27 protein-coding genes and 1 other RNA gene are annotated in these 26352 nt (G+C 54.2%); 8 read left to right on the forward strand and 20 right to left on the reverse strand.

Annotated features, from left to right (window positions below; all coding sequences use genetic code 11):
- Nucleotides 1-4: 4 nt before the first annotated feature.
- Nucleotides 5-1138, reverse strand: a complete 1134-nt coding sequence (locus V4U88_RS11130) for a glycosyltransferase family 4 protein (protein ID WP_334073319.1) — start codon at nucleotides 1136-1138, stop codon at nucleotides 5-7.
- Nucleotides 1139-1320: 182 nt separating this feature from the next.
- Between V4U88_RS11130 and V4U88_RS11135 the strand changes: the two genes are divergently transcribed.
- Both V4U88_RS11135 and V4U88_RS11140 read left to right on the forward strand, forming a co-directional pair.
- Nucleotides 1321-1557 carry a hypothetical protein gene (locus tag V4U88_RS11135; RefSeq protein ID WP_334073320.1) on the forward strand — a complete coding sequence of 79 codons (237 nt, stop codon included), beginning with the start codon at nucleotides 1321-1323 and terminating at the stop codon, nucleotides 1555-1557.
- 81 nt (nucleotides 1558-1638) lie between these two features.
- Nucleotides 1639-3054: an RsmB/NOP family class I SAM-dependent RNA methyltransferase gene (locus tag V4U88_RS11140; protein WP_334073321.1), complete on the forward strand. Its 1416-nt coding sequence runs from the start codon at nucleotides 1639-1641 to the stop codon at nucleotides 3052-3054.
- A gap of 70 nt (nucleotides 3055-3124) precedes the next feature.
- Here the strand turns inward: V4U88_RS11140 and V4U88_RS11145 are convergent, their stop codons facing one another.
- The 7 genes from V4U88_RS11145 to V4U88_RS11175 form a co-directional block, all read right to left on the reverse strand.
- On the reverse strand, nucleotides 3125-4345 hold the full coding sequence (locus tag V4U88_RS11145; protein WP_334073322.1) for a copper amine oxidase N-terminal domain-containing protein: 1221 nt from the start codon (nucleotides 4343-4345) through the stop codon (nucleotides 3125-3127).
- 277 nt (nucleotides 4346-4622) lie between these two features.
- Nucleotides 4623-5447 carry a Cof-type HAD-IIB family hydrolase gene (locus V4U88_RS11150; protein ID WP_334073323.1) on the reverse strand — a complete coding sequence of 275 codons (825 nt, stop codon included), beginning with the start codon at nucleotides 5445-5447 and terminating at the stop codon, nucleotides 4623-4625.
- A 22-nt stretch (nucleotides 5448-5469) separates the two neighbouring features.
- Complete coding sequence (locus tag V4U88_RS11155; RefSeq protein ID WP_334073324.1) at nucleotides 5470-6237, reverse strand: pseudouridine synthase; 768 nt, start codon at nucleotides 6235-6237, stop codon at nucleotides 5470-5472.
- A 3-nt stretch (nucleotides 6238-6240) separates the two neighbouring features.
- Nucleotides 6241-7797 (reverse strand): RsmF rRNA methyltransferase first C-terminal domain-containing protein, encoded by a 1557-nt coding sequence (locus tag V4U88_RS11160; protein WP_334073325.1) that lies wholly within the window; start codon nucleotides 7795-7797, stop codon nucleotides 6241-6243.
- Between the two features lie 102 nt (nucleotides 7798-7899).
- Nucleotides 7900-8394 carry a DUF309 domain-containing protein gene (locus tag V4U88_RS11165; protein WP_334073326.1) on the reverse strand — a complete coding sequence of 165 codons (495 nt, stop codon included), beginning with the start codon at nucleotides 8392-8394 and terminating at the stop codon, nucleotides 7900-7902.
- Nucleotides 8384-9199: a GTP pyrophosphokinase gene (locus tag V4U88_RS11170; RefSeq protein ID WP_334073327.1), complete on the reverse strand. Its 816-nt coding sequence runs from the start codon at nucleotides 9197-9199 to the stop codon at nucleotides 8384-8386. The genes V4U88_RS11165 and V4U88_RS11170 overlap by 11 nt, the downstream gene beginning before the upstream one ends.
- A gap of 28 nt (nucleotides 9200-9227) precedes the next feature.
- Complete coding sequence (locus tag V4U88_RS11175; RefSeq protein WP_334073328.1) at nucleotides 9228-10322, reverse strand: quinone-dependent dihydroorotate dehydrogenase; 1095 nt, start codon at nucleotides 10320-10322, stop codon at nucleotides 9228-9230.
- A 185-nt stretch (nucleotides 10323-10507) separates the two neighbouring features.
- Between V4U88_RS11175 and V4U88_RS11180 the strand changes: the two genes are divergently transcribed.
- Entirely contained in the window at nucleotides 10508-10645 is a 138-nt protein-coding gene (locus V4U88_RS11180) for a hypothetical protein (RefSeq protein ID WP_334073329.1), read from the forward strand.
- A gap of 17 nt (nucleotides 10646-10662) precedes the next feature.
- On the opposite strand, the gene V4U88_RS11185 is transcribed toward V4U88_RS11180, so the two are convergent.
- The 3 genes from V4U88_RS11185 to V4U88_RS11195 form a co-directional block, all read right to left on the reverse strand.
- Nucleotides 10663-12099, reverse strand: a complete 1437-nt coding sequence (locus tag V4U88_RS11185; protein ID WP_334073330.1) for a L,D-transpeptidase family protein — start codon at nucleotides 12097-12099, stop codon at nucleotides 10663-10665.
- A gap of 179 nt (nucleotides 12100-12278) precedes the next feature.
- The gene (locus V4U88_RS11190) at nucleotides 12279-12521 is read right to left on the reverse strand and encodes a ferredoxin (RefSeq protein ID WP_334073331.1); all 243 of its coding nucleotides are present in this window, start codon (nucleotides 12519-12521) and stop codon (nucleotides 12279-12281) included.
- Nucleotides 12522-12663: 142 nt separating this feature from the next.
- A complete protein-coding gene (locus tag V4U88_RS11195; protein ID WP_334073332.1) occupies nucleotides 12664-13953 on the reverse strand; it encodes a DNA polymerase IV in 1290 nt (429 codons plus the stop codon).
- Nucleotides 13954-14141: 188 nt separating this feature from the next.
- Between V4U88_RS11195 and cimA the strand changes: the two genes are divergently transcribed.
- On the forward strand, nucleotides 14142-15761 hold the full coding sequence (cimA, locus tag V4U88_RS11200; protein ID WP_334073333.1) for a citramalate synthase: 1620 nt from the start codon (nucleotides 14142-14144) through the stop codon (nucleotides 15759-15761).
- A gap of 366 nt (nucleotides 15762-16127) precedes the next feature.
- Here the strand turns inward: cimA and V4U88_RS11205 are convergent, their stop codons facing one another.
- On the reverse strand, nucleotides 16128-16733 hold the full coding sequence (locus tag V4U88_RS11205; RefSeq protein ID WP_334073334.1) for a TlpA family protein disulfide reductase: 606 nt from the start codon (nucleotides 16731-16733) through the stop codon (nucleotides 16128-16130).
- A gap of 138 nt (nucleotides 16734-16871) precedes the next feature.
- Here V4U88_RS11205 and V4U88_RS11210 point away from each other — a divergent pair, with 138 nt between their 5' ends.
- The gene (locus V4U88_RS11210) at nucleotides 16872-17360 is read left to right on the forward strand and encodes a Mov34/MPN/PAD-1 family protein (protein WP_334073335.1); all 489 of its coding nucleotides are present in this window, start codon (nucleotides 16872-16874) and stop codon (nucleotides 17358-17360) included.
- Here the strand turns inward: V4U88_RS11210 and V4U88_RS11215 are convergent.
- From V4U88_RS11215 to V4U88_RS11225, 3 genes are read right to left on the reverse strand one after another with little or no spacing between them, the layout of a single operon-like run.
- Nucleotides 17347-18081 (reverse strand): exonuclease domain-containing protein, encoded by a 735-nt coding sequence (locus tag V4U88_RS11215; protein ID WP_334073385.1) that lies wholly within the window; start codon nucleotides 18079-18081, stop codon nucleotides 17347-17349. The genes V4U88_RS11210 and V4U88_RS11215 overlap by 14 nt on opposite strands.
- Nucleotides 18078-19169, reverse strand: coding sequence for a DUF294 nucleotidyltransferase-like domain-containing protein (locus V4U88_RS11220; protein WP_334073336.1), 1092 nt, complete (start codon nucleotides 19167-19169; stop codon nucleotides 18078-18080). Before V4U88_RS11220 ends, V4U88_RS11215 begins: the two co-directional genes overlap by 4 nt.
- A gap of 54 nt (nucleotides 19170-19223) precedes the next feature.
- A complete protein-coding gene (locus V4U88_RS11225; protein WP_334073337.1) occupies nucleotides 19224-20672 on the reverse strand; it encodes an ammonium transporter in 1449 nt (482 codons plus the stop codon).
- Nucleotides 20673-20977: 305 nt separating this feature from the next.
- Between V4U88_RS11225 and V4U88_RS11230 the strand changes: the two genes are divergently transcribed.
- Nucleotides 20978-21409 (forward strand): MerR family transcriptional regulator, encoded by a 432-nt coding sequence (locus tag V4U88_RS11230; protein ID WP_334073386.1) that lies wholly within the window; start codon nucleotides 20978-20980, stop codon nucleotides 21407-21409.
- A 53-nt stretch (nucleotides 21410-21462) separates the two neighbouring features.
- Nucleotides 21463-22143: a zinc metallopeptidase gene (locus V4U88_RS11235; RefSeq protein ID WP_334073338.1), complete on the forward strand. Its 681-nt coding sequence runs from the start codon at nucleotides 21463-21465 to the stop codon at nucleotides 22141-22143.
- A 103-nt stretch (nucleotides 22144-22246) separates the two neighbouring features.
- Here the strand turns inward: V4U88_RS11235 and V4U88_RS11240 are convergent, their stop codons facing one another.
- The gene (locus V4U88_RS11240; RefSeq protein WP_334073339.1) at nucleotides 22247-23158 is read right to left on the reverse strand and encodes a LysR family transcriptional regulator; all 912 of its coding nucleotides are present in this window, start codon (nucleotides 23156-23158) and stop codon (nucleotides 22247-22249) included.
- A gap of 125 nt (nucleotides 23159-23283) precedes the next feature.
- Nucleotides 23284-23898, reverse strand: a complete 615-nt coding sequence (locus V4U88_RS11245; RefSeq protein WP_334073340.1) for a rhomboid family intramembrane serine protease — start codon at nucleotides 23896-23898, stop codon at nucleotides 23284-23286.
- A 109-nt stretch (nucleotides 23899-24007) separates the two neighbouring features.
- On the opposite strand from V4U88_RS11245, the gene tpx reads away from it, so the two are divergent.
- Complete coding sequence (gene tpx / locus V4U88_RS11250; protein ID WP_334073341.1) at nucleotides 24008-24529, forward strand: thiol peroxidase; 522 nt, start codon at nucleotides 24008-24010, stop codon at nucleotides 24527-24529.
- A gap of 93 nt (nucleotides 24530-24622) precedes the next feature.
- Here tpx and V4U88_RS11255 read toward each other — a convergent pair whose 3' ends face one another.
- From V4U88_RS11255 to V4U88_RS11265, 3 genes are all read right to left on the reverse strand, one after another.
- On the reverse strand, nucleotides 24623-25012 hold the full coding sequence (locus V4U88_RS11255) for a DUF1499 domain-containing protein (protein WP_334073342.1): 390 nt from the start codon (nucleotides 25010-25012) through the stop codon (nucleotides 24623-24625).
- Between the two features lie 187 nt (nucleotides 25013-25199).
- Nucleotides 25200-25390, reverse strand: a non-coding RNA gene (ssrS, locus tag V4U88_RS11260) — 6S RNA.
- An 85-nt stretch (nucleotides 25391-25475) separates the two neighbouring features.
- Nucleotides 25476-26270: a YesL family protein gene (locus V4U88_RS11265; protein WP_334073343.1), complete on the reverse strand. Its 795-nt coding sequence runs from the start codon at nucleotides 26268-26270 to the stop codon at nucleotides 25476-25478.
- Between the last annotated feature and the right edge of the window lie 82 nt (nucleotides 26271-26352).

Consider the following 26352-nt stretch of genomic DNA (forward strand, 5'->3'; position numbering starts at 1 on the left):
AGGCTCACTCTTTCATCGGTTGAAATTGCAGGTAAACTTTTTTCAGCTCGTGGACGACCCGGTTTAAGGAATAATGGTTCTTCGCATATTCCGATCCCGAACGGGCCAGTTGATAGCGGTAATCCGGATCGCCGATCACTTTCTCGAGCGCATCGGCCAGCAGAACCGGTTCCTCGGGCGGCACGAGCAGACCGTTCGAACCGTTCTCGATCTGCTCGGCGATCCCCCCAACGTCCGAACCGACAAGCGCCAGCGAGCAAAGCGCGGCCTCGGCGAACACCGAGCCGAACGCCTCCGCGCGTGAAGGCAGGACGAAAATATCAAAGAAAGGCATGAACTCCTCGGGATGCAAGGTATATCCGTAAAAAATCGTCTCGTTATAGATCCCCAGCCGTTGCGCCAATTCCTCCAGTTCCTTGCGGATCGGCCCGTCGCCGATGATATGAAGGACATAAGGCAATCCGCGGTTCTTCAGCTCGGCGCAAGCCTCCAGCAGCGTATCGAGCCCTTTGGCCGGGACGAGCCGGCAGACGGTGACCAGTTGGGCCACCTCATTTTCGTGCGGCACCGGTTTGAACCGTTTCTCATCAAAGCCGTTGGGAATGACGCCGATATTTTGGGGATGGTTGACGTAAGGACTTAAATATTCCCGGAATGACCCGGAGACGGTAAGCATCAGATCGGTCCGGTGCTCCAGCTCCCTATAAAGGGAGGTCAAAAAGCGGTGCTCGAGGCCGTCCGGCTGAATCCGGCCATTCAGAATCAATTCCCGCTCATAACTGGAGTGAATGCTCTGAATCACCGGGGTTTCCGGAAAAACCTCCTTCATCGCCATGCCGACGATCGGATGATGGGCATGGATCAGGTCGAACGGCCGCTGCAAACGCAGTTTCGTCCACCATAGATAGTCCCTGTAGGTCTGCACATATTTTTGCACGATCGGGCTTTCCTCGAATTCATGCCAGTCAAAGGTATGAAACTTCACCGGTTCGCTGCCCTTGCCGCGGATCCGTTTCGGTAAGGAAAACAGCTCCATTTCCCAATGGGGGGGATTAAACCGGTCCTGCAAATAGGGAATCATAGAGGATACGCCTCCGGGCTGTTCCGGAGGAAAGAATAAGGCCTGCAGCAATCTCATAGGGGTTCTCCTTTGCTCTTCTCTTTCTAGTCGCGTATGAACCGCTTGCTACTTCAATTATGCCATAGGCCGGACGGAACATCCATTCCCCTTTTGAGATTAAAAAACAATGTGATAAACTGCTCTAGGAAAATATGTCCCGGCCCGGCTAGTTCTGTTAGGCGGCACTGCCTCCAATTGATATGGTAAAAATTCCTGCAAATCTGCAGGCTTTTATCTCGCGGCGGGCCAAAAAATCAAAATTCCTGCAAATCTGCAAGCTTTTTGAGCAAGACAGCGCTCATTGCCCGGATAAGTTCGAAATTCCTGCACTTTTGCATCTTTTCAAACCTGGGCGTATTGGACCGGCGAAAATTGCTGCAGATTTGCACCTTTTGAAACCTATCCGCTCGACTCCCGGCACAACTCAACACAATTAGCTAACGGATGAACCGGCTATGCCTCAAAAGACGACTAGGGGGATACCGACAGAGATACCTATTGGAAGGAGTGTTAAAAACATGACAGTTTCAGCCCTGCCCGGCGCGTTTCGGGACGCCGTCTTATCGATGCTCGGTCCGGCCAAGGGGGAGGCTTTCCTTCAAAGTTATGCCGCCCCGCGCAGCTACGGGCTGCGCCTCAATACGCTGAAGCTCGGCACCAGCACGGCTGCGGCCGACAAGCTCGCCGGGCTGTTTGCCTTGCGGCCCGTTCCCTGGTGCGAGACGGGCTTTTACTACGAAGAGCGGACCCGCCCGGGCAAACAGGCGCACCATGCCGCCGGATTATATTATATTCAGGAACCCTCGGCCATGTCGGCCGTGGAGCTGCTGGATCCCCAGCCCGGAGAAACCGTGCTGGATCTGGCCGCCGCCCCAGGCGGGAAAACGACGCAGATCGCGGCGAAGATGCGCGGCGAGGGCCTGTTGATCAGCAACGAAATCCACCCGCAGCGTGCGCGGATTCTCGCCGAGAACGTCGAAAGAATGGGAGTTCGCAACGCCATCGTTACCCAGGCCGCTCCCCCGGAGCTTTCCGCGCGGTTTCCGCTCGCGTTCGACCGGATCATGCTGGACGCCCCTTGTTCCGGCGAAGGCATGTTCCGCAAGGATCCCGACGCCATCCGGGAATGGTCGCCGGAGGCGGTGGAGCTGTGCGCCGCCCGGCAATGGGATATTCTGCAGGATGCCGTCGCCATGCTGAAGCCCGGAGGAAGCCTCGCCTATTCCACCTGCACGTTCAACCGCCGGGAGAACGAGGAGACGATCGCCCGGCTGCTCGCGTCCTTCCCCTTTTTGAAGCTGGTGGCCGAGAAGCGGATCTGGCCGCATGTGCAGGAAGGAGAAGGCCACTACGTCGCCCTGCTGGAGCGGGAGCCTTCCGGTCCCGACGACGCGGACGGACAAGCCGGCTCCGGCCGCAAGCGGAAAGACGGCGGGCGCCAAAGCGGCCGCTCGGGTAAAGACGCCGCCGCAACGCGGGAAACCGCGGCCGCCTGGCAGGCTTTCCGCGACTTTGCGGCCGAAGCTCTGCCGGGCCTCCGGGTGGACGGCGAGCCGATCCTGTTCGGGGAGGCGCTGTATTTGCTCCCGCGCAGCGAAGGGCTCGCCCTCACGGCCGGCATGCTGTCCGGGCTGAAGATCCCGCGGGCCGGCCTCGAGCTGGGCGAAGCCCGCAAGGGCAGGTTCGAGCCAGCCCATGCGCTGGCCATGGCCGCGGGCGCCGGCGATGCGGCCCGCGTCGTGACGCTGGACGCGGATACCCCGTCCGCGGCGGCGTTCCTGCACGGGGATACGCTGCCCGTGCAGGATCATCTCCGCGGCTGGTGCCTCGTCACCCTCGCCTGCGGCGGGGAAAGCTTCCCGCTCGGCTGGGGCAAAGCGAGCGGCGGGCAGCTCAAAAACCATCTGCCCAAAGGTCTGCGCCACCCCGGCTAAGTCTAGGCACAGCAAAAAGGACGCGGGCTCCCCAGAGCCCTGCGTCCTCTTTTTCATGAAATCCTCAGGATCAGTCCGCAGTCAGTGCGACTTCCCCGGTCTTCCGGTTATACGTGTACGTCTTTACCCCTTCCTTATCAAACGGGCTGTCATAGCCGATGACCAGAAGCCCGCCTGCCGATTCCTGACCCAGATACTTCAACTCATCCCCGTGATAAGGAACATCGTTGTTCAGCGCGTACTCCAGATCGTCGCCTTTCAATATTTTTTCGGCCAGATTTACTGTCGTCTTATCGTCCAGATTGATCAGCGTCAGCAGGCCCGTCTGGTTCGGCCGGACAACGAGGTAATCCTCGCCCGCTCCCAGCACGGCATAAGTCTCATCCTTGCCTCCCAGAGCAGGGAGATCGTATTTGTGGACCTCTTTCCCTTGCGTATCGTACACGGACAGCGTCTTGCCGTCGGTCAGCAGGAGACGTTCCTCGGATTTGTTGCTTTTCGGATCGTGGACCTGGTAGGCCACAGCGTTCTCTTCATAACGCTGGAAGTACTTCGCCTTCTTCTGGGCGACGATTTTGTTGCCGTGAACAAGGACGCCGTACGCGGCATATTGGACATGAGGTTCGCCATAATTGTCCAGAATTGTCACGACCATGTCCCCCGAGTCGGCGATATACGGGTGGATGGACAAAAATTCCTCGAATTTGCCCTCAACTTTTCCGGCACGAACCGGTTTTTGTTCATAAGGATGGGCGATATAAAGATCCCCGGTGTTTCGGTTCAGCCAAATCACGCAGTTCACTCCGGCCCCTTTAACAAAAGCATTGCTGTGCTTGATGCTCACCGTCCGCTTCGATGCGTTCCATTTCACGTCCGCTCCGGTCGTTTCCGACAGGAAGCGCAGCGGCACATAGATCCGCCCCTCTACGACTCGCGGGGACTCCGACAGGCTCTTGGTTTTTCCGTTCACCGTCGCCTTCTGCGTCCCGTAGTTTAACTGGACCGTGAGTTCGGGGTATGTCATCGTCACGGTTTTCGCGGAACCGTTCCAGAAAACGACGCTGCCGAGCATTTCTCCCAAGTCCCGCAAAGGCAGGAAGACGGTGCCGTTCTTCACGAAAGGAGCCGCATTCGGCTTAAACTCCTCGCCATTCATCGTAATCTCAATCGCGCTTGATTTGGCATCGGATTTGGCCGCGGCCGCCGAGCCGGATGCCGGTACCGACAAAGCCAGCACCGCCGCCAGGACGGCATGAGCGGCGACAACAGGTAGTCGAAACTTACGGAACATTCCAATAACCTCCATTAATTTTATGATAATAAAGCATTTTACACTCCTTTTAGACGCTTCGAACCAGCGTTATGTTCCGCTAACATCTCCCACTTTTTAAAAAATCCGAAGCCGGTATCCCGCGCCTGGGTCCTGTAACTCGTGCGCCGGCTACGAAACGTCTACTTCCTTTAATTAAAAAAGTGCGGGTTGCCAAGGTCATTTGTCCTGACAGCCCGCACTTTTTCCGCTGCGCTCTTGCAAATATTCCATTTTTTTCACTTACGGGAGGTGCCGCTTATTTCACGGACTGACCGAGGCAATATTTCTCCAGCGCCTGCTTGACGCCCTCTTCATTGTTCGATGCGGTAACGGCGTTTGCCGCCGCCTTGACCTCCACCGGCGAATTGTCCATAGCGATTCCGAGACCCGCATAGGTCAGCATGGTCAGATCATTATAATAGTTGCCGATCGCCATCACTTCTTCCGGCTTAAACCCGCGTTTTTCAGCCAGCTTCTGTAATGCGGCCCCCTTGGAAGCTTCCTTATGCATAATGTCGATAAAAAAATCGCCGCTCCGCAAAACATTGAATTCCTGCGGCCATACATTCCAATCGGACTGGACCCGGTCCAGTTCTTCCTTCTTGGCGGTGACGGTCATTTTCACGACCGGTTCGGTGAATTCCGTCCAAGCAGGCAGCTCTAGCGGCTCCATCATAAACAGGCGATACATATCCAGCGCTTCCTTGCCGAGCTCGGACGCCCCAGGCACATACAACTCGAAGGTGGTATTGATGTCATAATGAACACCATGCTCCCGGCAGTAATCGATGTACCTGTCCAGTCCCTTCACATCGAGAGCGAACTCATGCACGATCTCTTCCGTCCGCACATCGACGGTCGCCGCCCCGTTATGGGTAATCACATACCCGCCCAGTCCCATTTTCCGCATAAAAGGGATCGAGTTCACCGGCGCACGCCCGGTGCACAGCACGAACTCGGTCCCCTGCCCGGCAATCCGGCGGATCGTTTCCGCCGTTCCGGGAGTAAGCTCGTGATCGTCGTTCAGCAGCGTTCCGTCGACATCCAGGGCGATCAGTTTGTATTTCTTCTCCATCTCCATGTCTCTCCTCTTCAGGCGGCGCTTACTCCGCCGGTTTATTTTTATAAAAGCGCAGTGCTTCCAGCTCCTCGGCCGTTAGCTCACGGTAAGAACCCTTGGGCAGCGTTTCATCGAGCGAAAGCGGGCCCATGGAGACTCTTTTCAAATAGGTGACTCTGGATCCGACCGCTTCCAGCATCCGCTTCACCTGATGAAACTTGCCCTCCGAAATCGTCAGGGCGATTCTCGTTCGGGGACTGCCATCTTCATAGCTCCCCCGCTCCAAAACCCCCATATGGGCCGGCAGTGTCACATAGCCGTCATCCAACTCCACGCCCTTAGCAAACCGTTCGGCTTCCCGGTCACCGAGAAGGCCTGTACAATCGGCATGGTAGGTCTTCGGCACATGCTTCCTGGGCGATAACAAATCATGGGCCAGTTGCCCGTCGTTGGTCAACAGAAGCAGGCCCTCCGTATCCTTGTCGAGTCTGCCGACCGGAAACGGGGAGAAGACGCGGAATTCCGGCGGCAGTAGATCCAGCACCGTTTTCTCCCGGACGTCTTCTGTCGCCGAAATGACTCCCGGCGGTTTATGAAGCATGATATATACAAACTCCCGATACACGACTCTATCTCCGTCAACCTCAAGTAAATCCGCCTGCGGATTGCACTGCATTCCGCTATCCTTGACAACCGAACCGTTCAAGGCAATTCGGCCCTGCTTCGCCATTTTTTTAAGATCCGAACGGGATCCGTACCCGAGGTTGCCCAGTATTTTATCGATCCGCTGCGTTTTTTTGCCTTCGCTCATCGTTTAGGTCCACCTCCAGCCTGCAGGATATTCGTTTTTTAACAGGCCGTCCAGCCATTTTCCAAAGCCCAGGGAATATCCGTCCACCGTCACCAGAACGAAGCCTTTCGGGCCGGTGTCCGCGTTCCGGCGTATCCGGGATTCCGCGATTTCCAGCGTCTCCCCTTTCAAATACCGCACCGCTTCCCCATCCTCCAGCGACAACTCCAGGACCCTTTGCGCCTCATCGGCTTTCAGCGCGGCAGCCAGCGGATGTCCCGGCTGGAATCTGCCGTTCTTGACCGTACCGACGTACCACCCGGGACGTACGGTTTTTAACCCGTCAAGCCGCTCCTTCGCCACCGGGGAAATATACACATGGCCTCCAAACAGCAGTACTTCCCCGTGCGGCGTTACCGCCAATTGCTCCGACGCAAAGGTGCGCCAGCTGTCCGTCAGCTCCCGCTCGTCCGGGGCTTTTTTGCCCGCATGCCGGGCCGGATCGTTTCGTCCGCGGCGCTGCCGCGAAGCGGGCTCCTTCCCTTGGCTCCGCGCTTCCGCGGGCAAGATGGCCGTCTCCCGATTCGTGGTCAGCGCCTCCTCCTTGTGCTGCAGGACCGCGAGAAAATGCCCCTCTCCTTCGACTCTGTGAGGCCATAATCTTCCGCAGCGGGAGGTAGCTGCCGCCGATGGCCCCGACAGGGCCGGTACGGGCGCGGAGGCCCCTTCGGGCAAGGTCAGCTCTCCTTCCGCCAGCATGGCCAGCCAGTCCGGGCGCCCCGGCAAGAACCCGCCGCCTTCGGGGAGGGGGATCAGTTCGAACTCCGGGTTTTGTTCCAAAAACCCGGCGATCTGCGCCTCGTTCTCTTCCGGCGCAAACGTGCAGGTCGAGTAGACGATCCTGCCTCCCGGAGCCAGCAGCGAGGCGGCTGTCCCCAGAATATCCCGCTGCATGACCGTACATTTGGCGATGGAATGCCGCTCCCACTGCCTTGCCATATCCTCGTCCTTGCGGAACATGCCTTCTCCCGAGCAAGGAGCATCGATAAGAATTTTATTGAAGTAAGCGGGAAACGCCTGCGCGATCCGCTCCGGCGTCTCGTTCAGCACGATGGCGTTCCGCACGCCGTATAGCTCCATATTTTTGGCCAGCGCCTTCGTCCGTTCCGCGCTGATATCATTCGTCACCAGCATCCCTTGTCCGTTCAGCTTGGCGGCGATTTGCGTCGACTTCCCGCCCGGTGCCGCGCACAGATCGAGCACCCGGTCTCCCGGCCGGACTTCCAGGACCTCCGCCGGCGCCATGGCGCTCGGCTCCTGGATATAGTAAAGTCCAGCATGATAATACGGGTGTTTGCCGGGCCGCAGACTTTCATCCACATAGAAGCCGCTGTCGCACCAGGGGATCGGACGCAGCTCGAAGGGAGAAATCTCACGGAACTCCGGAACGCCGATCTTCAGTGTATTGACCCGGATGCCCGCGTAGCGCGGGTTATCGTACGAGGCAAGAAAGTCATTGTATTCATCGCCCAAAAGGGCTTCCATTCGTTTTAAAAATGCAACGGGTAATTGTACCGCCATAATCTACCTTCCGTTTCTTAAGCTGTGTCCATTTCCGGCAAGCCTATTGTAACACAACATAGACAAAATGCAGCCTCTCCCAAAGCAAGGCTGCATTTCGATTTATCCGCCCGAACCGTTCAGCGTATCCCGCTTCCTGCTTTGCTCCCTTGCCTCGTGCTTGGCTCCCCGCTGGGGACCTCGGCGCTGGGGCACATTGGGTTGAAGTCCGGAAGCCGTCCGGCTCACTTCCGTGGAAAGGCGCGGGTCTATGATGACGATATCAAGATCGTAAAAGGGGAACGGCTCCATTTCGTAGGCGTCCAAACAGTTCGCATACTCGGCTGCTTCATCGCGCAGCCGCCCCAGGTCGATGCCGAGGCTGTCTTCGGGGTAAACCTCCAACCGCTCGGCAGCGGAGCGGAGCATTTTCCGCCCTCCCGTCACATTGCCGTTGCGGAAATGGTACAGGCCGACCGCTACCTGAAGCAAGCCTTTATACAGCGGCTCCCGGTCCATCTTGAGCCATAGCTCCTCCAATACTTCATGACATTCGAAGTAATCTCGGTCCCGGTTAAAATACACCAGATACGCGAGGTAGAGCGGGTCATAGCTCATCCCCGGGCTCCTCCACCTTCTTGGAGGCCTTGATCAGCGCTTTGACCTCGGCCAGCAAATCTTTAATCCCTTCCATATCTCTTGTTTCCCATAACCGGTTAAAACGTTCCTGAGCGTCGATCGCCTCGGATACCAGATGGTAAAAATAGAGCTGATGGATCGCCGATAGCAGGAGAGAGACGATGTTGGATTCGTCTTCAAAACTCTTTTGCGCAATCAGGATTTCCTGGCGGATGCTGCTCATCTCGTTATCCAACACATTCGCGGCCTCCGCCGCCTTCTTCAGCCGCTTTCTCATTTCGTCGGGCAGGCTCTCTTTGTATTTATAATTCAGGGAGTGCTCGATCGTAGCCCAGAAATTCATCGCCAGCGTGCGGATCTGAATCTCGGCGAGCACGATTTTTTGGCCGAGCGCCGTTTGAACCGGGTATTCGACGATCATATGGAAACTTCGGTACCCGCTCTCCTTGTAATTCGTAATATAGTCCTTTTCGTACAGCACCCTTAGGTCCTTGCGCATCCGTATATACTCCGCCACCCGGCGGATATCCTCCACAAATTGGCACATAATGCGGATGCCCGCGATATCCTCGATCCCCGTCTCCAGGTCATCCATCGATACGTTCAGCCTCTTGGCTTTATCGAGAATGCTGGAAATTTTCTTCACCCGTCCGGTCACGAATTCAATCGGGGCGTATTCTTCACGTTTTTTCAGCTCGGACCGCATCGTCTTGAATTTGACCTTTAATTCCTCAACCGTCTGTTCGTAAGGAAGCAAAAAAGTTCCCCAATCCCTACTGTCCATGCGTGTGCCTCCTGTCTTCTCTACCGCTCTACCGGTGATCCGCCCCGATCGCTTCGGTAATATGGGCAAATCCGTCCCGTTTCAGCAGTTCCCTTAAACCGCGGTGCAGCTTGCGGTTTATTTCGGGACCTTCGTAAATCAATGCGGTATATATTTCAACCAGACTCGCGCCGGCCCGGATTTTCTCGTAAGCGTCGGCCGCGCTAAAAATGCCGCCGGATCCGATAATCGGCAGCCGTCCTCCGGTTTGACGATAAATATGTGAAACGATTTCGGTCGAACGTTGACGCAGCGGTTTGCCGCTGAGCCCCCCGGTCTCCTTGGCATGAGCGTGGGTCAAACCCTCCCGGGACACCGTGGTGTTCGTGGCGATCACGCCGGAAACTCCGCTTTTTTGGATCGTATCGACCATATAATCCAGTTCCTCAGAACTGACATCCGGCGCTATTTTGACGAGTACCGCTTTTTCGGTTCCATGAATGTTCGCCTGGGCGGCCATCTCTTCCCTGACAGCTCCGAGCAGTTGCGCCAACTCGTTCCCATGCTGCAGGTTGCGCAGATCCGGCGTGTTCGGCGAACTGATATTGACCACGAAAAAATCGGCATACCGGTACAAAACCGAAATACATTTCTTGTAATCGAGATGCGCCTCTTCGTTCGGGGTCACCTTGTTCTTCCCGATGTTGACCGCGATCGGAATCGGCCTTCGCTTGAGCGCCGCCAGCCGCTCGGCCATCTGCTCCGCCCCCCGGTTGTTGAAGCCCATCCGGTTGATCAGCGCCTCCTCCGGCGGAAGCCGGAACAATCGGGGCTGCTCGTTCCCAGGCTGGGGCTTCGGCGTAACCGTGCCCACTTCCATAAAACCGAAGCCGATCGCGGAGAAACCGTCCACCGCGTCGGCATTTTTGTCCAATCCGGCGGCAAGCCCGACAGGTGAAGGAAAATGAACGCCAAACAGCTTCGAGGACAGCTCGCGCGCCTCGGAAATCCCGTACAATCCCCGCATCACCGGGAGCATACCCGGAATTTTTGCCGCTGTATGTAAACCGCCGATCACTAGATGATGGGCTCTTTCCGGATCCAATTTAAAAAATACGGGTTTCCCCAAACGCCGATATAACACTGGTATTCCTCACTCCGATCCACATAGGTTGACAAAAGAAAAACTCCATATCCAGTTTAGCGGTTTCCGGCGCAAAAGAAAAGTTCATCGGGGCCAGAATTGCCTGAACGGGATATGGAATTTTTTTGTGAAAACACTTACAATATACATATATAAACCCATACCATGGAAGGAGAATTATAACGATGTCGACCAAACGCAGACCGCCGACGCTCCAGCAAAAGAAGGATGAGGTCAACAAAAGAGCATTGATCTGGGCAAGCTCGGTCATCGCCGCTTTAATCATCGTCGTCGCGGCCGTTATCATTCTAACGCAAGTTTAGTTTTTAGCCCCTCCCCGCTAGTTCAGCCAATGATATGTACGTTGGGGATTGGTCTGATCCTGGCGGCTGCCCAGTTTAAAACGCTCCTCGGGCACCGATTCCAGCTTCGGAAGAATCCCCTTTCCGATTGTCACCTTTGTCCCTTTCGGAACCAGATCGAACAATTCCTCCACGTCCTTCTTGGTCATCCTCACGCAACCCAAAGATTCGTCCTTGCCGATGCTGTCCGGCTCGTTCGTGCCGTGGATCGCATAGTTCGTCTCCGAAAGCTGCATCCCCCGGCTCCCAAATTCGCCGTTATCCCGTCCGTTCGGATTCATCACCTTATCCGTGATCCGGAACACGCCGTGCGGCGTTCGCTCGCCACCCAAGCCCACTTTATAGCTGCGGAGCATGACATCCCCGCTGACCACGGCCAGGCGATGGTTCGCCGTGTCGACGATCACCTCCAGGGGCTTGGTAAAATAAGGATCCGCCTCGGATAAGGCAGCCGCCTGGTCCTTCGCCGGATGCGCCCCGTCGTCACCTTTCGCCGCTTCCGTTCCCGCTCCCTTCTTCAGGCGCGTCAGCAGCGGCTGGAACGCCTTTTCCATCACCGGGTCGCTTCCCGCGAGCCAATTGTCCGGAAACGCACCTGTCAGGGACTTCAAACTTTCGGGCCAGTGTCCTTCCTTTTCTTTATAATGCCGCATTGCGGAGGAAAGCGCGGCCAGCGATTCCTGGCGCTCGATCCAGGCCAAAGCGCCTTTCCGGAGTCCCGAAGCATCCGGCGGCGTGCACTGACAGGCTTTGGCGTCATAGGATTGAAGGGTCGTTCGTCCGGTGCCGGCTTGACGGGCGACCCCATATACGACGGGCATGTCCTTTGACCATATCGACCACCGGCCGGATTGGACCATCCCGAGGACCGCGGTTTCCCGGCCCGCTGTAGATGTATCGTCCGTCAAAAGTTCGGCCATTGCGGTATGCTTGCGCTTCGGATCGCCAAAGTAAGGCTTGGCCGTATACGATCCGGCTTCACCCGTTTCATCCCCGGCGTTCTTCCCGGATTGGCCCGCCGAAGGATCACTCTCCGGCCGCGCTCCGGGGGGATCCTGCCCGGGGCCGTTCTCCTCCATGCCCGACTGAGCGGCGGGTGCGCTCCCCGGCGCCTGGGCCGAAGGCATCCATAATAATAGCAGCAGCATCAATGCGAGCCCGATTTTGCGCCAGAGCTTCGCCTGCTTCTCCTTGCGCATCGACTCCCGCAGCAGGTTTTCCTGATATTCCTTCCATAAATCAGCCGGAACCTTGCTCGATTCGAACGCCTCGTACACGCTTCCGGCCTGTATGTAACAATAGTGCGCCTTTCCTTCTTGGCCCGATGCCTCATACTCTTTGCCGAGCAAATACCAGGCCATTTTATTTTTCGGGTGGTTCTCCACGTATTTCTTGAGGTAAGCCGAGTTGCTCATCGAAATCCTCCACATGGGCAAAAATGACATTTCTCTTTATTCTTTATCGGCAGAGCCAGCCGGGTTGCTAAGCGGCATCCGAAGGCCACACAAAAATCGCGACTAATTGCCTATAAATACAAAAGACATCCCCTGCCAATGGCACAGGAGATGTCTTTGCTGTTCAATATGCAGCCTGATTAGCCTTCTTTGTTGAAAGGCTCATCCGCAATCTTGATGGAATCGGTCGGGCAGCCGTCACAGGCGTCCTGAAGATCATCGTAAAGGTCATCCGGAATTTCGGTGACACCGCGGTTCCCATCGCTGTTATAAATAACTTCGGCCAAGCCTTCGTCGTCGTAATCGTAAATATCCGGCGCTGTTGCGCCGCATGCGCCGCAAGCGATGCAAGTGTCTTTCTCAACCCAAGTATATTTAGCCATATTATCTGCCTCCTGAATAAACGGTACAAGTCCGGTTCTTAGTTTGTCACCAAGTTCAATATAATATAAATAGAAAGCAATTTCAATTCTCTTTCCGAATAATCCCATCGCAAAAACAGATGATTTCAACGGAGCCTTCGTCTCACGGTTCCTTCGGTTCTCTGAGAAAATCCGTCTGCAGTGAAGTCCCGCGAATTTTGTGATTGCGGATCAGCGCGGAAGGATCGTCGGTCAGCATGCCGGCGGTCAGAACGGCATTTTCGCCGAACTTGTCGCGCAGAAGGTCCATCGTCCTGGTCAGCGATTCCTTCTTCGGTTGCTGCTCATAATTGAACAGGTCGAGTTGAACGGCCGATTCTTCCTTGGCGACCAGATTCTGCAGTGTAATGCCGAGCAGCCGGATCGGCCGCCCTTCATTCCAGTGGCGCCGGTACAGCTCGCACGCTTCCCTGTACACGTCGTCGGCCCGCTCAATGACGGTCTCCAGGCTTTGCGAGCGGGTTATCGTCTTCATGTCCGGCGTGCGGATCGTAATCTGCACCGTTTGGGCCACTAGGTTCTGGCGCCGCAGCCGCCGGGTTACCTGATCGGCCAAATTCAACAGCACGCGCTGCACTTCTTCCATCTGCGTCACGTCCCGCGGCAGTGTCGTCGTGTGCCCGATCGATTTGTTCTTGTCGCGTTCCTCCCGCACCGGAGAATCGTCGATGCCGTTCGCGGCCCGCTTCATCCAGCTTCCCGCCACGCCGAATTTCTCGATCAGAAGCCGTTCGTCGGCGGCCGCCAGATGGCCGATCGTATGAATCCTGAGCCGCTTCAGTTTCTCGGCGGTTTTCCGGCCGATCCCGAACAGCTCGCCGCACGGCTTATCCCAGAGAAGCGCCGGTACGTCGCGGATGCGCAGAACGGTGATCCCCCTCGGCTTTTTCATATCGGAAGCCATCTTGGCCAGCAGTTTGTTCGGCGCGATCCCAATCGAGCAAGGCAGGCCGAGTTCATCCGCCACTCTGGCCTGGATTTCGTGCGCAATGTCGAGCGGGGTCCCGAACTGTTTTGAGCCGGTAATGTCCAAATAGCACTCGTCGATCGAAACGGCCTGAAGCAAAGGCGTGTAGCCATACGCGATATCCATAAACGCCCGGGAATATTTGCGGTACAAATGGAAATCCGGTTTGATCAGAATCAGCTCCGGACATTTCTTCAATCCCTGAGCCACGGTCATCCCTGTGGAAATCCCCCGCTTGCGGGCTTCGTAAGAGCAGGTGACAATAATACCTTTGCGCAGCTCTACACTCCCCGCTACCGCCGTCGGCCGATTTCGGTACTTCTCCGGTTCTTCCGCCTCATGCACCGAACAATAAAAAGCGTTCATATCGATATGCAGCACCACCCTGCCCCGGGCGGGATAGTATTTATCGATACTGCCTGTCACGTTCAATACCGTCCCCTCATTTGTATCTTTCCTGGTTCCAGCATACCCCTTTGTCCGAAGGCAGGTCAACAAGCGTCGGGGGCAAATTCGGAAAATCCGTGTTACATTTCAAAAAGACAAATGCTATAATAAGAAATTAAAATCAGAGCTTGTAATCTGGAGGACATCCATAAGGAGGAACATCCAACATGTCAAAGGCTTTATCTATCTTCGACACCACCCTGCGGGACGGTACCCAAGGCGAGGGCATCAGCCTGTCGGCCGACGATAAGTTGAAGATTGCCAAGAAGCTGGATCAGCTGGGTGTCCATTACATTGAAGGCGGCATCCCCGGCAGCAACAACAAGGACATCGAGTTTTTCAAACGCGTACAGGAACTTAATCTTACGGCAAAAATAACAGCCTTCGGAAGCACCCGGCGCAAGGACAGCCTCGCCGAGCATGACGCGAATCTGAAGCGGATGATCGAATCCGGAGTTCAGGCGGCCACGCTCGTCGGCAAATCGTGGGACTTCCACGTCCACACGGCGCTGCAGACCACGCTCGAAGAGAATCTGGCGATGATCTACGATTCCATCGCCTATTTAAAACGGCAAGGGCTGGAGGTCATTTTTGATGCCGAGCATTTCTTTGACGGCTACAAAAACAACCCCGAATACGCGCTTTCCGTGATGGCCAAAGCGGAGGAAGCCGGCGCCGACTGGCTCGTCATGTGCGATACGAACGGCGGGACCATGCCGCACGAAGTGCATGACATTGTCAGCGTGCTGGCAGGCCGCGTTGCAAAGTCCCGTTTGGGCATTCACACCCATAACGATTGCGAGCTTGCGGTGGCCAATTCGCTCAGCGCGGTGCGGGCCGGCGCGGAGCAAATCCAGGGAACGATGAACGGGTACGGCGAGCGCTGCGGCAACGCCAACCTCTGCTCCATCATTCCGAATTTGCAGCTTAAGCTTGGCTACCAGGTGCTCGAGGAGGACCAACTGAAGCAGTTGACCAATACGGCGCGCTACATCAGCGAAATCGCCAATGTTTACATGCCGGTCAACCAGCCGTATGTCGGCTCAGCGGCCTTCGCTCACAAGGGCGGCATCCATGTCTCGGCGATTCTGCGGGATTCCCGCACTTACGAGCATGTCGCTCCCGAAACGGTGGGCAACCGCCAGCGCGTGCTTGTCTCCGAACTGGCCGGCCAGAGCAATGTTCTCTCCAAAGCGCAGGAGATGGGCATCGCCTTTGATCCCGAGAACGAGAATACGCGCGAGGTCATCGCCAAGATCAAAGACCTGGAGCACCAGGGCTATCAATTCGAAGGCGCCGACGCCTCGCTGGAACTGCTGCTCCGGCAAGCCAATGGCGATCTTAAAGAGCTGTTCGTCTTCGAATCGTTCAAGATGCTGGTCGAGAAATCCGCGGGTAAACCGGTTATTTCGGAAGCTTTCGTCAAATTGAACATCGACGGAACGAGCATCTATACCGCAGCCGAAGGAAACGGACCGGTCAACGCGCTCGATAACGCCCTCCGGAAGGCGCTTATCACTTATTACCCTGCCCTGCAGGAAATACACTTATCCGACTATAAGGTTAGAGTCCTCGACGACAAGGACGCCACGGCATCGAAGGTTCGGGTTCTTATCGAATCCCGGAACTACGAGAACTCCTGGAGCACGGTCGGCGTATCCGGCAACGTGATTGAGGCCAGTTGGGAAGCCCTCGTCGACAGTTTGCGCTACGCGCTGATCGGCCAGACCAAGCGGGAGGATTACACCGAAATCCCCTCGGCTGCACGAGGTTTGGTCAATCACTAACGGGAATTCGGTTGCATCGCATCTGACCTGGTACTGCGCATTTTGATACTTTTTCGTTTCCTGAAGAAGCTGCATGAAGAAGCGGCGTGGCAAGTCGGGGCCGGAGCCTCGCAATTTCCCTAGCCGCCCGCCACATTAGCGGCCTTTTTGGACCCTATTTCGGCCCGATACGGCTCCCGTGGAATATTAGCGGTGAAATGGGGCCTCATTGCCCTGCTGCGGGCCCCGAAATCAGAATTTTCCCGCTTTTTCCCAAAAATAGCGCCGTTTAACGGATTGAATGCCTGCTTAAACACAAAAAAACGTCAGGACTCCCCTTTCATGTTCATGAAGGGAAGTTCTGACATTTTTTATGTTGGTCGGCGTCTACCCCTCCACAAGCTTGCGGATCTTGGCCTCCAGTTCCTCCGCAGGAAGAGTCCCGACGATGACGTCCTGAATTTTTCCGTCCTTATCGATCAGCACGTTCGTCGGAAAGGCGATGCCGTTGTATTTCCGGTAGACCTCTTCTTTCTCATCCAGTAGCACCGGAAACGTATATCCGTATTCCTTCACGAAAGCTTTGGCCTTATCCAGTTTGTCATAAAAGGTGACATTGACCGCCAACACATCCAAGGTATCGCTGTATTTATCCGCCAGCTTGACCAGGTCCGGGGCTTCCTCTTTGCAGGGATCGCACCAGGAGGCCCAAAAGTTGAGGAGCAGCGGCTTATTCCTTTCACCGCCCACTTTGTACGTTTCGCCGTCCAAGCCCGGTAAGGAAAACTCTGGAGCCGCAGTACCCGGCTTTGGGGCATTGGCTGCTACCAACGCGCTAACCGCCTGGTTGTTTCCGGCAACTCCGGCTTCTTCGGCCTCCTGCGATTTCCCGGCGTCCAGGAAAGACAGCCATCCGTTTCCCTGGTTATCGTATACCGCATAGGCCAATAGCAGGATCAGCAGTCCGCCCCAGATCCAACCGTTTTTTCTCATATGGGCAACTTCCTTTATGTTTATGGTATGATACGCCTGTGTGTAACTTTATTTTTTCTATTGTACCCCGTTTTCGTAAAATGTTACAAACCCTGCCTGTTGGCGTTTCTATCTAAAACTTCAAGGAGAAGGAAAAACATGATGTCGCGCCCTTTCGATCCTGACATATCCATACCGCCGACGATTCGCCTCCGCCTCCCCAGCCCGGTTCGCGAACAAATCGCCAAGGACACTTATGCCCGTTTTCCTCACGAGGCTTGCGGCGCCTTGTTTGGCACTTATGCTGCCGGTTTGGTGACGATCGGGAACTACAAACCGCTCGCAAACATGGCTGATAACCCGCACCACGCCTTCCTGATGGAGCCTGAAGAGTGGGTGAAATGCTGTTTTACCCCGGGATTGATCGGGATTTACCACTCGCATCCCACCACCCTGCCCGAGCCCTCTGCCGCGGATTTGGACGAATTGCCTCAATTCGGTTCCCTCTTTTCTCTTTATATGATCGGCTCGCCCGCAACAAAAAAGCCCCCCTCAGATGAGGGCGGCTTCTCATTGAATACCTTTTTGATTGTCAAGAAGAAAGAGTCTTCACAATATGAACTGCGCAAAATAACTACGTTTTGCTAAGAAAGTGATACAGGTCTCCCAGGGTGATAACGCCGCGGTCTCTAAGCTGGCCGATCATAGCTTGCCATAGGGAGGATGTCATTTTGGCGTCCTCCAGCGCATGATGCCGCTGCATGATCGGGATTTCGTAGACGCGAAGCCAGTCGTCGAGCGAAGAAATTTTCCGTTCGGGCGCCAGCTTCTGTGCGATCATCATCGTATCCAGCACCCGGTGCCCCAGATGCGCCTTGGTCGTTTTCCACAATGCCACATCCAGAAACGCCTTGTCATGTGCGCTTCCGTGAGCGATCAGCACGCGGTCGTCCACAAAGGCCATGAATTCCCGCAAAGCCTGCAATAGAGTAGGCGCGCTCTGAACCATTTCCTGGGTAATACCTGTCAGTTCAACAATGCTTTCCGGTACGGAGCAGGCCGGTTTGCAAAGGGAATAATAGACCTCTCCCGACATTTCCTCGCCATCCATCTTCACCGCGCCGAACGACAAGATCTCATCGCCGTAATGATAATGAAAGCCCGTCGTCTCCAAATCAAAAACCGCCGTTTTCAGTTGACTGAGCGGAACGTGAAGCGTCTCCGGCCGGCGCTGTCCCTTGGTCAGTGAACGCACGAAAGCGATTTGCTGCGCACTCGGCGCCCCGAGCATGGAGGCGATCCGGGGGGATATCCCCCCGCCTTTAAGAGCATCCCAAAAACCGCCGTTCCCCTTCATCGGTTCCTTCATAGCCATTTCCTTTCTGCGTATCGCTGCTGCCGTTGCAGGGTGCGGTACATCATCTTCACCGTGCCCAATGCCTCCCGCAGTTCACCGCGAATCTCCTTCTTGCGCAGCCATTCCCCGGGTAAGTATCCCGTTCCCGACAGAACGCCGTTTTCCTCTTTATAGGAAGCCAAAGATCTGAAGCGAAGCGCGGTAAAAAACGCCTTCTGGCTTAATTCCAGCCACCGGAACGGAACAGCCTCAAGCTCATTCAAGTGGTTTAACCGCTCCAAAGTGGAGGAGCCGCCGACGCCATACTCAACCGCAAGGTAGCGGATCGCGTTTACAATTGGTAGATATAGTCCGTACTTTACATCAAAATCTCCTGCATGTTCCCCGTTCTGCTCCGTGATCACTTGGCCGAGCACATTCAAGGCCGCCTTATGGCGAACGGTGTTTCTTAGAACGGCCGCGCCGAGATCCTGTTCCGGCGGGGATTTCCGGTCAAAGACGTCGCCCACCACCCGGCGGAGCTCATCGGATAACGACCTGTCCCCGGCAATGTGGCGCATATCCGCCGCAATCATTAAATACCTCACCTGTTCCCAGCCCAGCTCGCTTCTCCATTGTTCCAACTGCCTGCCCCAGTCCTTGACGGTCCTTCTCCAGAGCGGATTGGAGATCATTACATTTCCCGGGCACGGCGGGTATCCGGACTGCTCCAAAATATGAGAAAGCCGGGGGCCAAAGATATCGAAATAATCTTTGGCCGCCGGATCCCCGCTTTGTCCTATCACAAGCCCGTTATCCTGATCGCTCCAGAGCGTCTGCTCTCCCCGGCCTGCGCTGCCGAAAGCGATAAAGCCATAGGAAGCAGGAGGAGAGCCGAAGCCCTCCTCGACTAACTGCCGCTCGCATATTTCCGCCGCCCGGGACATCACGGCATCGTGCAGTTCGCCGACAAGCCGGTTCCACACCCCGATATTCGTGGTCGTAAAACCTTCATGCAAGCGTAACTGTTCTTCCATTCTTGCCGACCTCAGTTCCTCCGGATCGGAAGCCGACCGGATCGACTGAAGATTCACATGTGTTATGGCCAATTCAAGGCTCATAGGCCGACTTCCTTTCTTTCCCGGATTTCGTTCAACCTATATATGATGTTTCTCTTAAAGGGCCGGATCGCTCTTCACGATCTTCGGTCCGTCCGCCACCGGTTTTGCGCCGGAATCCGTAGGCAAGCCGCCTTGATTTAACAGGTTCATTTGCTCCGGATATCCATAGGTACCGTGTTCGCTAATGTCCAGCCCCATCATTTCTTCTTCTTCCGTTACGCGCAGCCCCATCAGCATTTTCATGCCGCCGAGCAGGATAAAGGACAACGCCAGCACGAAGGCAAATGTTCCGATAACCCCAAGGAGCTGAACGCCCAATTGTCCGAAGCCGCCGCCGTAGAACAATCCCGCCTTCCCCACACCCGTGGTTTCCGCCAATTCGGGTGTAGCGAACAAGCCTGTGGAGATCGCTCCCCAAACCCCTGCAATCCCATGAACGGAGAAGGCGTAGATCGGATCGTCGATTCCGGCCCGCTCAAACCATCTGGCCGTGAAGAAAGTTACCACGCCGGCTACCGCGCCGATGACGATGGAGGCCCAAGCATCGACGAAAGCACAGGAACCGGTAATCGCCACCAGCGCCGCAAGAACGCCGTTCAACATACTAGGAATATCGGATTTGCCCATCACGGCCCAAGAGATCAGCAGTGCAGCTACTGCACCGGCTGCAGCCGCCAGATTCGTCGTCATCAGGACATAACCGAAGAATCCATCGCCCAGCGGAGTCAATGCGCTGCCGGGGTTAAAGCCGAACCAGCCGATCCATAGAATGATGACGCCGAGCACGGTCAACACTTGATTGTGGCCCGGAATACTGTTAGGTTTGCCATCCTTGCTGTATTTGCCCAAACGCGGTTTCAACAGAATGGTCGCCGCGAATGCCGCGGTCGCACCGGTCAAATGCACGACCGTCGAACCGGCGTAGTCTTGCATACCCAGAGAACCAAGCCAGCCGCCGCCCCATACCCAGTGGGCAACGATCGGATACATAATCGTCAGGAACAACACGCCGAACACGATATACACACTCAGTTTCGCACGTTCAGCCATGCCGCCGCAGGCAATAGCCAGCGATACGGCCGCAAAGGCCATTTGGAACAAGAACATCAGATCCAGCGGAACGCCGATTTCGGAAAATACGGAGAACGAACCGATGGCTTCCTGGCCACCATAGAAAAATCCCGTCGTTCCCAAAAAGCTGTTGCCATCGCCAAAAGCGAAGCCGAAGCCGAAGGCCCACCAGACGATTACGGAAATTCCCAATGTCAGAACCGTCTTTCCTGCAACATGCCCGGCATTTTTCATCCGGACCGTTCCCGCTTCCAATAAGGCGAAGCCGGCTTGCATAAAGAACACCAGCATTGCCGCCACAAAGACGAACAGGGATTTCAATCCGATTTCCAGAACCGGCGCGGTCAGTTCTCCTTCAGCCGCAAACGCCGATACCGGGAAGGCGAATACCGCTAACGCCCCCAACAGTCCAAACAGCCATTTCTTTTTCATGAGACCCACTCCTTAATGTCATATTTCCTAACACAATTTAAAATGTTAAGGTGATTATAAGACTAATAATATAAACATGACAATACCTTTTTTGAAAAAAACAGCAAAAGTGCAAATAACCTAACACAAAGTGTAAAAGAAGCGGATATAATGTAATTAAGTAACTGAAAAATATAAAGTATAACGTTTGACTGTATACTTGGGGTGGAGTATCATAATTTATAGTAAGAAGGATATGGCGGCTCCTTCGCCGTATCTGCTCCTTTAAGGATATATATATGAAGAGAGGTGATCCTATTGGAGTCATGAAGCTTTACCGGATCGGGGAATTGGCCAAAGCCGCAGCCATCAGCGAACGAACCATCGATTACTACACCAAGCTTGGCTTGATTGCTCCCGAAAAACGGACGCAAAAAAACTACAGATTATACAGTTCTGAAACCCTGTCACGTTTGGAACGTATTATTCAGATGAAGCAGGAAAAGTACTCTTTGGAGGAAATCCGCGAGAAGCTCCAGCAATGGAGTAAAGTTTCGAGCGAGGAACTTGTTACCGAAAGGCTAAATTCGCTCGAAATTCACATGCAGCAGTTGGAGCGGGAAGTAAAAGAACTTCAACCGCTGATTTCCAATCTGAAGCCGGGCCAAGCGAAGAAGGCATTCTCCCATCTGATGCCGCAGAGCCTCGCCTGCATCGAGGCGTTACGCATAATACTTAACAACGGGCCTTTCAGTTAGAGCGCTTTTTCCTGGACATCCTTGCTTCTATGACATATTTGGAGGAATGACAAATGTATTCTAACGTAATGCTTATTCCTATTTTATTGGCGTTCGGCTTATCCTTATGGGCTCAGTTCCGGGTATCCGGTACCTTTAAAAGATGGGCAAAAGTACCGAATATGTATGGATTAACAGGGCATGACGCTGCCCGGCGCATGCTGGATGCCAACGGATTGTACGATGTTCCGATCGAACCTGTTCGGGGCTCTCTGACCGACCATTACGATCCGATTCACCGGGTTGTTCGGTTGTCGGAACCGGTTTATTATGAAAATTCCATTTCCGCCGTCGCTGTTGCCTGCCACGAAGTGGGGCACGCCATTCAGCACAAGGAGTCATATCCGATGCTCGTCATGCGGCACAGAATGTTTCCCTTCGTGAATTTTGCTTCAGGCATAGCGCCGTTTTTGCTGCTCGCCGGCTTTTTGTTCGGCATGTTCAACCTGATCGGGCTCGGGATTATTTTCTTCTCCGCAGCGGTTCTTTTCCAGTTGGTTACGCTGCCGGTAGAGTTTAATGCCAGCAGCCGGGCACGCAAAGTCATGCTGCAGCAAGGTTTTATTTCTCCGAACGAAGAACAAGGCGTTGCCAAGGTGCTGAACTCCGCCGCCTTGACCTATGTTGCCGCCGCGCTGCTGTCTTTGCTCGAGTTGCTGCGCTACATCCTTTTGTTCGTCGGCAATCGGGAATAATTATTATATACGCAAACAAGCGCAGGAGTCCGGGGCTGTCCCCCGAGCTCCTGCGCTTTTTGCTTTTCTTCTTATATTGTCTGCAAATTAAAAAACCGCCTCATCATTGACTCGGCGGCGTATCGACCTGCAGGCCGAAATATTCCAGCAGAAAGACCCGAAAGGATTGTGCGACCAGCGGCAGCTTCTCGTCCACCCGATGGATCAGTCCAATCGTTCGGGTCACCTTGGGTTCCGAAATCCGCACGCGGCTGGGCTGGAGCGTAAAGCTCTGAAACAGCGCCATTTCCGGCAGCAGACTGACCCCCATCCCTGCGGCCACCAACCCGCGGATCGTATCGGTTTCCTCGCCCTCAAAAGCGATTTTGGGCGTAAACCCGGCCTCCTGGCACGCTTGCCAAACGATAGGCCGCAAGGAATAGCCTTTGCTGAAAAGAATGAACTTATCGTCTTTCAATTGACTCAGTTTAATGCTTTGCTCTCCGGCGAGCGGATGGCTCGGCGGCATGATCGCCACCAAATCCTCGGTCAATACGACATTGCCGACGACCTGATCGTGATTTTCCGGAAATGGCGAGATGAAGGCCAAATCCACTTCTCCGGAAACGACATCCCGGATCAGCGTTGGATAGGTCCCCTGCCTAAACCGGAATTTGACGTTCGGATAAAGCTTGCGAAACTCCGCCACGACGCTGGGAATCATATGAATGCCCAGACTGTTCGGAAATCCGAGCCGGATTTCCCCCTGCTCGGGATCCAGAAACTCATGGACTTCATGGACCGCCCGATCCAAGTCCTTCAGAATGCTCTCCACCCGGCTGCAAAACAGCTGACCGACCGCCGTAAGCTGCAGATTCCTGCCCTTTTGCATAAAAAGATTGACGCCGAGCTCCTGCTCCAACTGGTGGATTTGCCGGCTTACCGCTGACTGGGCGACATGCAGCTCCTCCGCCGCCTGGGTGACATGTTCTTTTCTCGCCACTTTTAGAAAGTATTGCAATTGTCTTAATTCCACGAATCTATCGCTCCATTTCGCTTCGGTTAAGAAAGTCCGCATAAAAGGGCTTACAATCCATGCATCGACGATTTCTAACGAAAGTGGTGATTTACCTCTAATGTACCATGGACGATCCTGCGGGTTCAACGTCGTTTTAACACCCGAATAATAAGGCCATAAAGGAAGAAGCCGCCAAGCAGGCCGCCGAAGTGTGCCATCCAGTTAACCTGGGGAACGATAAGGGAAAACACCACCCCGATGATCAGAAGGCTATACAACGTTTGCCGGGAGCTTTGGTCAATTAAATGTCGCTGCAGTAGGGCGATGTACAAAAACGCGCCATATACCCCGTAAATCGCCCCGGAGGCCCCTACGGACAAATGGTTCTCCATCGATTGCCGGTAGATCTCCAGGCTGATCAGGTTTCCTACGAGACCGCCGCCCAAATAAAGCAGCGCGTATCTCCAGTGTCCCAGCAGGCGTTCCAACGGGGGGGCAAACACTAAGATGGCAAAGCAATTGGAAATCAGATGCGTGAGATCATGGTGAAGAAACATGGAGGCAAAAAGTCTCCATCCCTCGCTGGCGTAAGGCTCCATATTGGTCAGAGCTCCGTACTTCAGTTGGGTCAATGCGTCGCCCGATCCTCCATTGAAGGTGACGAGAAGAAACATAATCACGTTTGCCGCTAAAATCAGACTGGTTACCGGATAATAGCGGAGATAGCTTTTCCAGTTTTCATAGCGAATAAAAATCATCGGAACCTTCCTTTGCACAATCCTGAATTCCTAAATATTGGACAATCTCTTTTTAAAACGACTATAATGAAGACTGAACCCATTATCTCATGTTTAGGAGGAGAAAGAAATGGCACAAGAACGCACAAGCGTGGCAACATTTAAAGGCAATCCCCTTACCTTGGTGGGCCCGGAACTGAAAGTCGGCGACACCGCCCCGGATTTCCGGCTGAATAAGAACCTGCTTGAAGAAGCCACTCTCCAGGACTTTGCCGGCAAGATCAAACTCATCAGTGTCGTCCCCTCCCTGGATACAGGCGTTTGCGACGCGCAAACCCGCCGTTTCAACGAAGAAGCCGCCAGCCTTGGCGATGACGTCGTGATCCTGACCGTTAGCTGCGATCTTCCTTTCGCTCAAGCGCGCTGGTGCGGTGCGGCCGGTGTGGATCGCATCGTGACCTTGTCCGATTACAAAGACAACTCGTTCGGCAAAGCTTACGGGGTTCTGATTAAGGAATTTGCCTTGGATCAGCGCGCCGTCTTCGTGGTGGACAAGGACAATAAAATCCGCTATGTCGAAGTACTGAAAGAAATGTCCGAGCATCCCGACTACGACAAGCCGGTGGCCGCGGTCAAAGAATTGCTGGGTTAAATCTTCATGTAAAATGATGTTCGACCTATATCACTTTGCATAAAGAAGCGAGCAAGGAGGGGAGCCCTCCCTGCTCGCTTCTTCCATATCCGGCTAGGACACTTTATAGGATGACAGTTTCTTATCCAGCATCGAGAATAAATGCAGAATGTTACGGTAATTCGCCCCAAGATCGCCGAATGATCCCCGGGTAGCGGAATAAATATCCACCGCCGTACGCATCGGGCCCGTGGATACAATCGACACTGTTATATCCATGACCCGCCCCAGGCTCGTGCGTTTTTCCAAAGTGATCTCTCCGACCGACGGAACTTCATGCAGCACTTTGTAACCGGGGACTTTCTTCAGCGTGGAGGAGACCTCCTCCCACATTTTGTCCCTGGATAATTGATAATATCTTGTTTTCAATTCAGGCGTTTTCGCACGGTCGCTCGTTCCCTCTTGACTGCGGAAAATACCGACTAATGTTCTCTTGAATGACAACCCGCTCTTCCTCCTTTATCCTACTGACACAGCAAGAATACGATTACATCTATGTATATTCTAACATTGTTGCCGGACAAACAAAAGGGATGGCCCTTCCCCCGATCTGCTTCCCCATAAAAAAAGCACCTCGAAGCTCCATTTCCCAGGAGTTCCAGGCACTTCATTCATTCAACTCAGTTAAAAAAAGAGACCCGCCTATGCCGTCCGGTTACATTGTCTCGAACCTGCATTCGCAGGTGGGTGACCGCAGCGGCATTTTTGAAGTCCCCACATCAACATGGATAGGGCCGTTCAGCCATGACGCAATGTAAGTCTCCCGAGACTTTGTCATTGGTTCAAAACAACATAGAACCGAAACGTACATCGCAGGACGTAAACCTATTATAAAACTTTGTCAGAGAAATGTAAACTCAGCGACTAAGGAAAATTCCTCCATCACCAATCGAGACACGAAGGCGAATCAATCCTTCTCCTTCGCGTCGCCTTCTGACAGCTCCGAAACCGAAGCTTCGGCTTCCGTGGCCGCGTCCCTCTCCTCAGCCTCCCGCATTTTCTCCACCTTCTCCTGAATCTTGTTATACGCGATAAAGAAGTTGTAGAAAGCAACCAGAGCGGTCAGGGTAGCAAAGCCAAACAAAATCAGCCACATAAATCGCAGCGTCAGGAAGGCCAATACCACCACACAAATCACGGTGGAGAGTGCCCGGAAAGGACGAATAATCGTCAGCAGGATGGCATTTTTGATCAGCAAAGTCACCTTCAGATGATAATGCGCCACCAGGGAAAAGAAATTAAACAGCGATATCGAAAGCAATACAAGGAAGATCATCATGACCATGCCAAGCATCTGAAAATTTGTCAATTCCTTCATGTAGAACTCATAATCAATGTACATAATTATGAATAAAAGCGTATAAAAAATGCCGCCAACCATGCTTTGCTTATAGTTCTCTTTGTAGCCGCGGAAATATAACTTGATAATGCCCAAGTCGGATTCCCCCATCACCCATTTGCGCACGACAGTGAAGAGCGCGGCGGTTGCCGGAAAGATTGTAAACGGTGCCAAAACAGCCATAACAAGTAGTGTAAAGTTCTCTGGCGGAGCTTTGGGAACCTGCATCACATACAGGTACCTGGTCATCAGAGCGCCCAAGAAAGGTAAAGAACACAGCACCCACAGCAGATTGCTGCCGGATATCCGCATAATCCACTCCGTAATTTTATAAAACCCGCCCATTAACCCTTTGTATTCCAAGTAAAGTTCTCCCTCCGAAAGTAGTGAATTTGTCTATATAATACTATAGCATGTTTTTACAAAGACTATCCAGCGCCTATTT

The organism is Paenibacillus sp. A14, assembly GCF_036864815.1.
Taxonomy (GTDB): domain Bacteria; phylum Bacillota; class Bacilli; order Paenibacillales; family Paenibacillaceae; genus Fontibacillus; species Fontibacillus sanfengchensis.

Coding starts and splice junctions, on each gene's coding strand:
- cimA (WP_334073333.1), top strand. CDS start 14,142: ATGTCAAAGGCTTTATCTATCTTCGACACCACCCTGCGGGACGGTACC.
- V4U88_RS11185 (WP_334073330.1), bottom strand. CDS start 12,099: ATGAGCAACTCGGCTTACCTCAAGAAATACGTGGAGAACCACCCGAAA.
- V4U88_RS11130 (WP_334073319.1), bottom strand. CDS start 1,138: ATGAGATTGCTGCAGGCCTTATTCTTTCCTCCGGAACAGCCCGGAGGC.
- V4U88_RS11190 (WP_334073331.1), bottom strand. CDS start 12,521: ATGGCTAAATATACTTGGGTTGAGAAAGACACTTGCATCGCTTGCGGC.
- V4U88_RS11235 (WP_334073338.1), top strand. CDS start 21,463: ATGTATTCTAACGTAATGCTTATTCCTATTTTATTGGCGTTCGGCTTA.
- tpx (WP_334073341.1), top strand. CDS start 24,008: ATGGCACAAGAACGCACAAGCGTGGCAACATTTAAAGGCAATCCCCTT.
- V4U88_RS11210 (WP_334073335.1), top strand. CDS start 16,872: ATGATGTCGCGCCCTTTCGATCCTGACATATCCATACCGCCGACGATT.
- V4U88_RS11150 (WP_334073323.1), bottom strand. CDS start 5,447: ATGGAGATGGAGAAGAAATACAAACTGATCGCCCTGGATGTCGACGGA.
- V4U88_RS11230 (WP_334073386.1), top strand. CDS start 20,978: ATGAAGCTTTACCGGATCGGGGAATTGGCCAAAGCCGCAGCCATCAGC.
- V4U88_RS11165 (WP_334073326.1), bottom strand. CDS start 8,394: ATGAGCTATGACCCGCTCTACCTCGCGTATCTGGTGTATTTTAACCGG.
- V4U88_RS11220 (WP_334073336.1), bottom strand. CDS start 19,169: ATGAGCCTTGAATTGGCCATAACACATGTGAATCTTCAGTCGATCCGG.
- V4U88_RS11225 (WP_334073337.1), bottom strand. CDS start 20,672: ATGAAAAAGAAATGGCTGTTTGGACTGTTGGGGGCGTTAGCGGTATTC.
- V4U88_RS11140 (WP_334073321.1), top strand. CDS start 1,639: ATGACAGTTTCAGCCCTGCCCGGCGCGTTTCGGGACGCCGTCTTATCG.
- V4U88_RS11180 (WP_334073329.1), top strand. CDS start 10,508: ATGTCGACCAAACGCAGACCGCCGACGCTCCAGCAAAAGAAGGATGAG.
- V4U88_RS11215 (WP_334073385.1), bottom strand. CDS start 18,081: ATGAAGGAACCGATGAAGGGGAACGGCGGTTTTTGGGATGCTCTTAAA.
- V4U88_RS11245 (WP_334073340.1), bottom strand. CDS start 23,898: ATGATTTTTATTCGCTATGAAAACTGGAAAAGCTATCTCCGCTATTAT.
- V4U88_RS11205 (WP_334073334.1), bottom strand. CDS start 16,733: ATGAGAAAAAACGGTTGGATCTGGGGCGGACTGCTGATCCTGCTATTG.
- V4U88_RS11145 (WP_334073322.1), bottom strand. CDS start 4,345: ATGTTCCGTAAGTTTCGACTACCTGTTGTCGCCGCTCATGCCGTCCTG.
- V4U88_RS11155 (WP_334073324.1), bottom strand. CDS start 6,237: ATGAGCGAAGGCAAAAAAACGCAGCGGATCGATAAAATACTGGGCAAC.
- V4U88_RS11135 (WP_334073320.1), top strand. CDS start 1,321: ATGGTAAAAATTCCTGCAAATCTGCAGGCTTTTATCTCGCGGCGGGCC.
- V4U88_RS11160 (WP_334073325.1), bottom strand. CDS start 7,797: ATGGCGGTACAATTACCCGTTGCATTTTTAAAACGAATGGAAGCCCTT.
- V4U88_RS11170 (WP_334073327.1), bottom strand. CDS start 9,199: ATGGACAGTAGGGATTGGGGAACTTTTTTGCTTCCTTACGAACAGACG.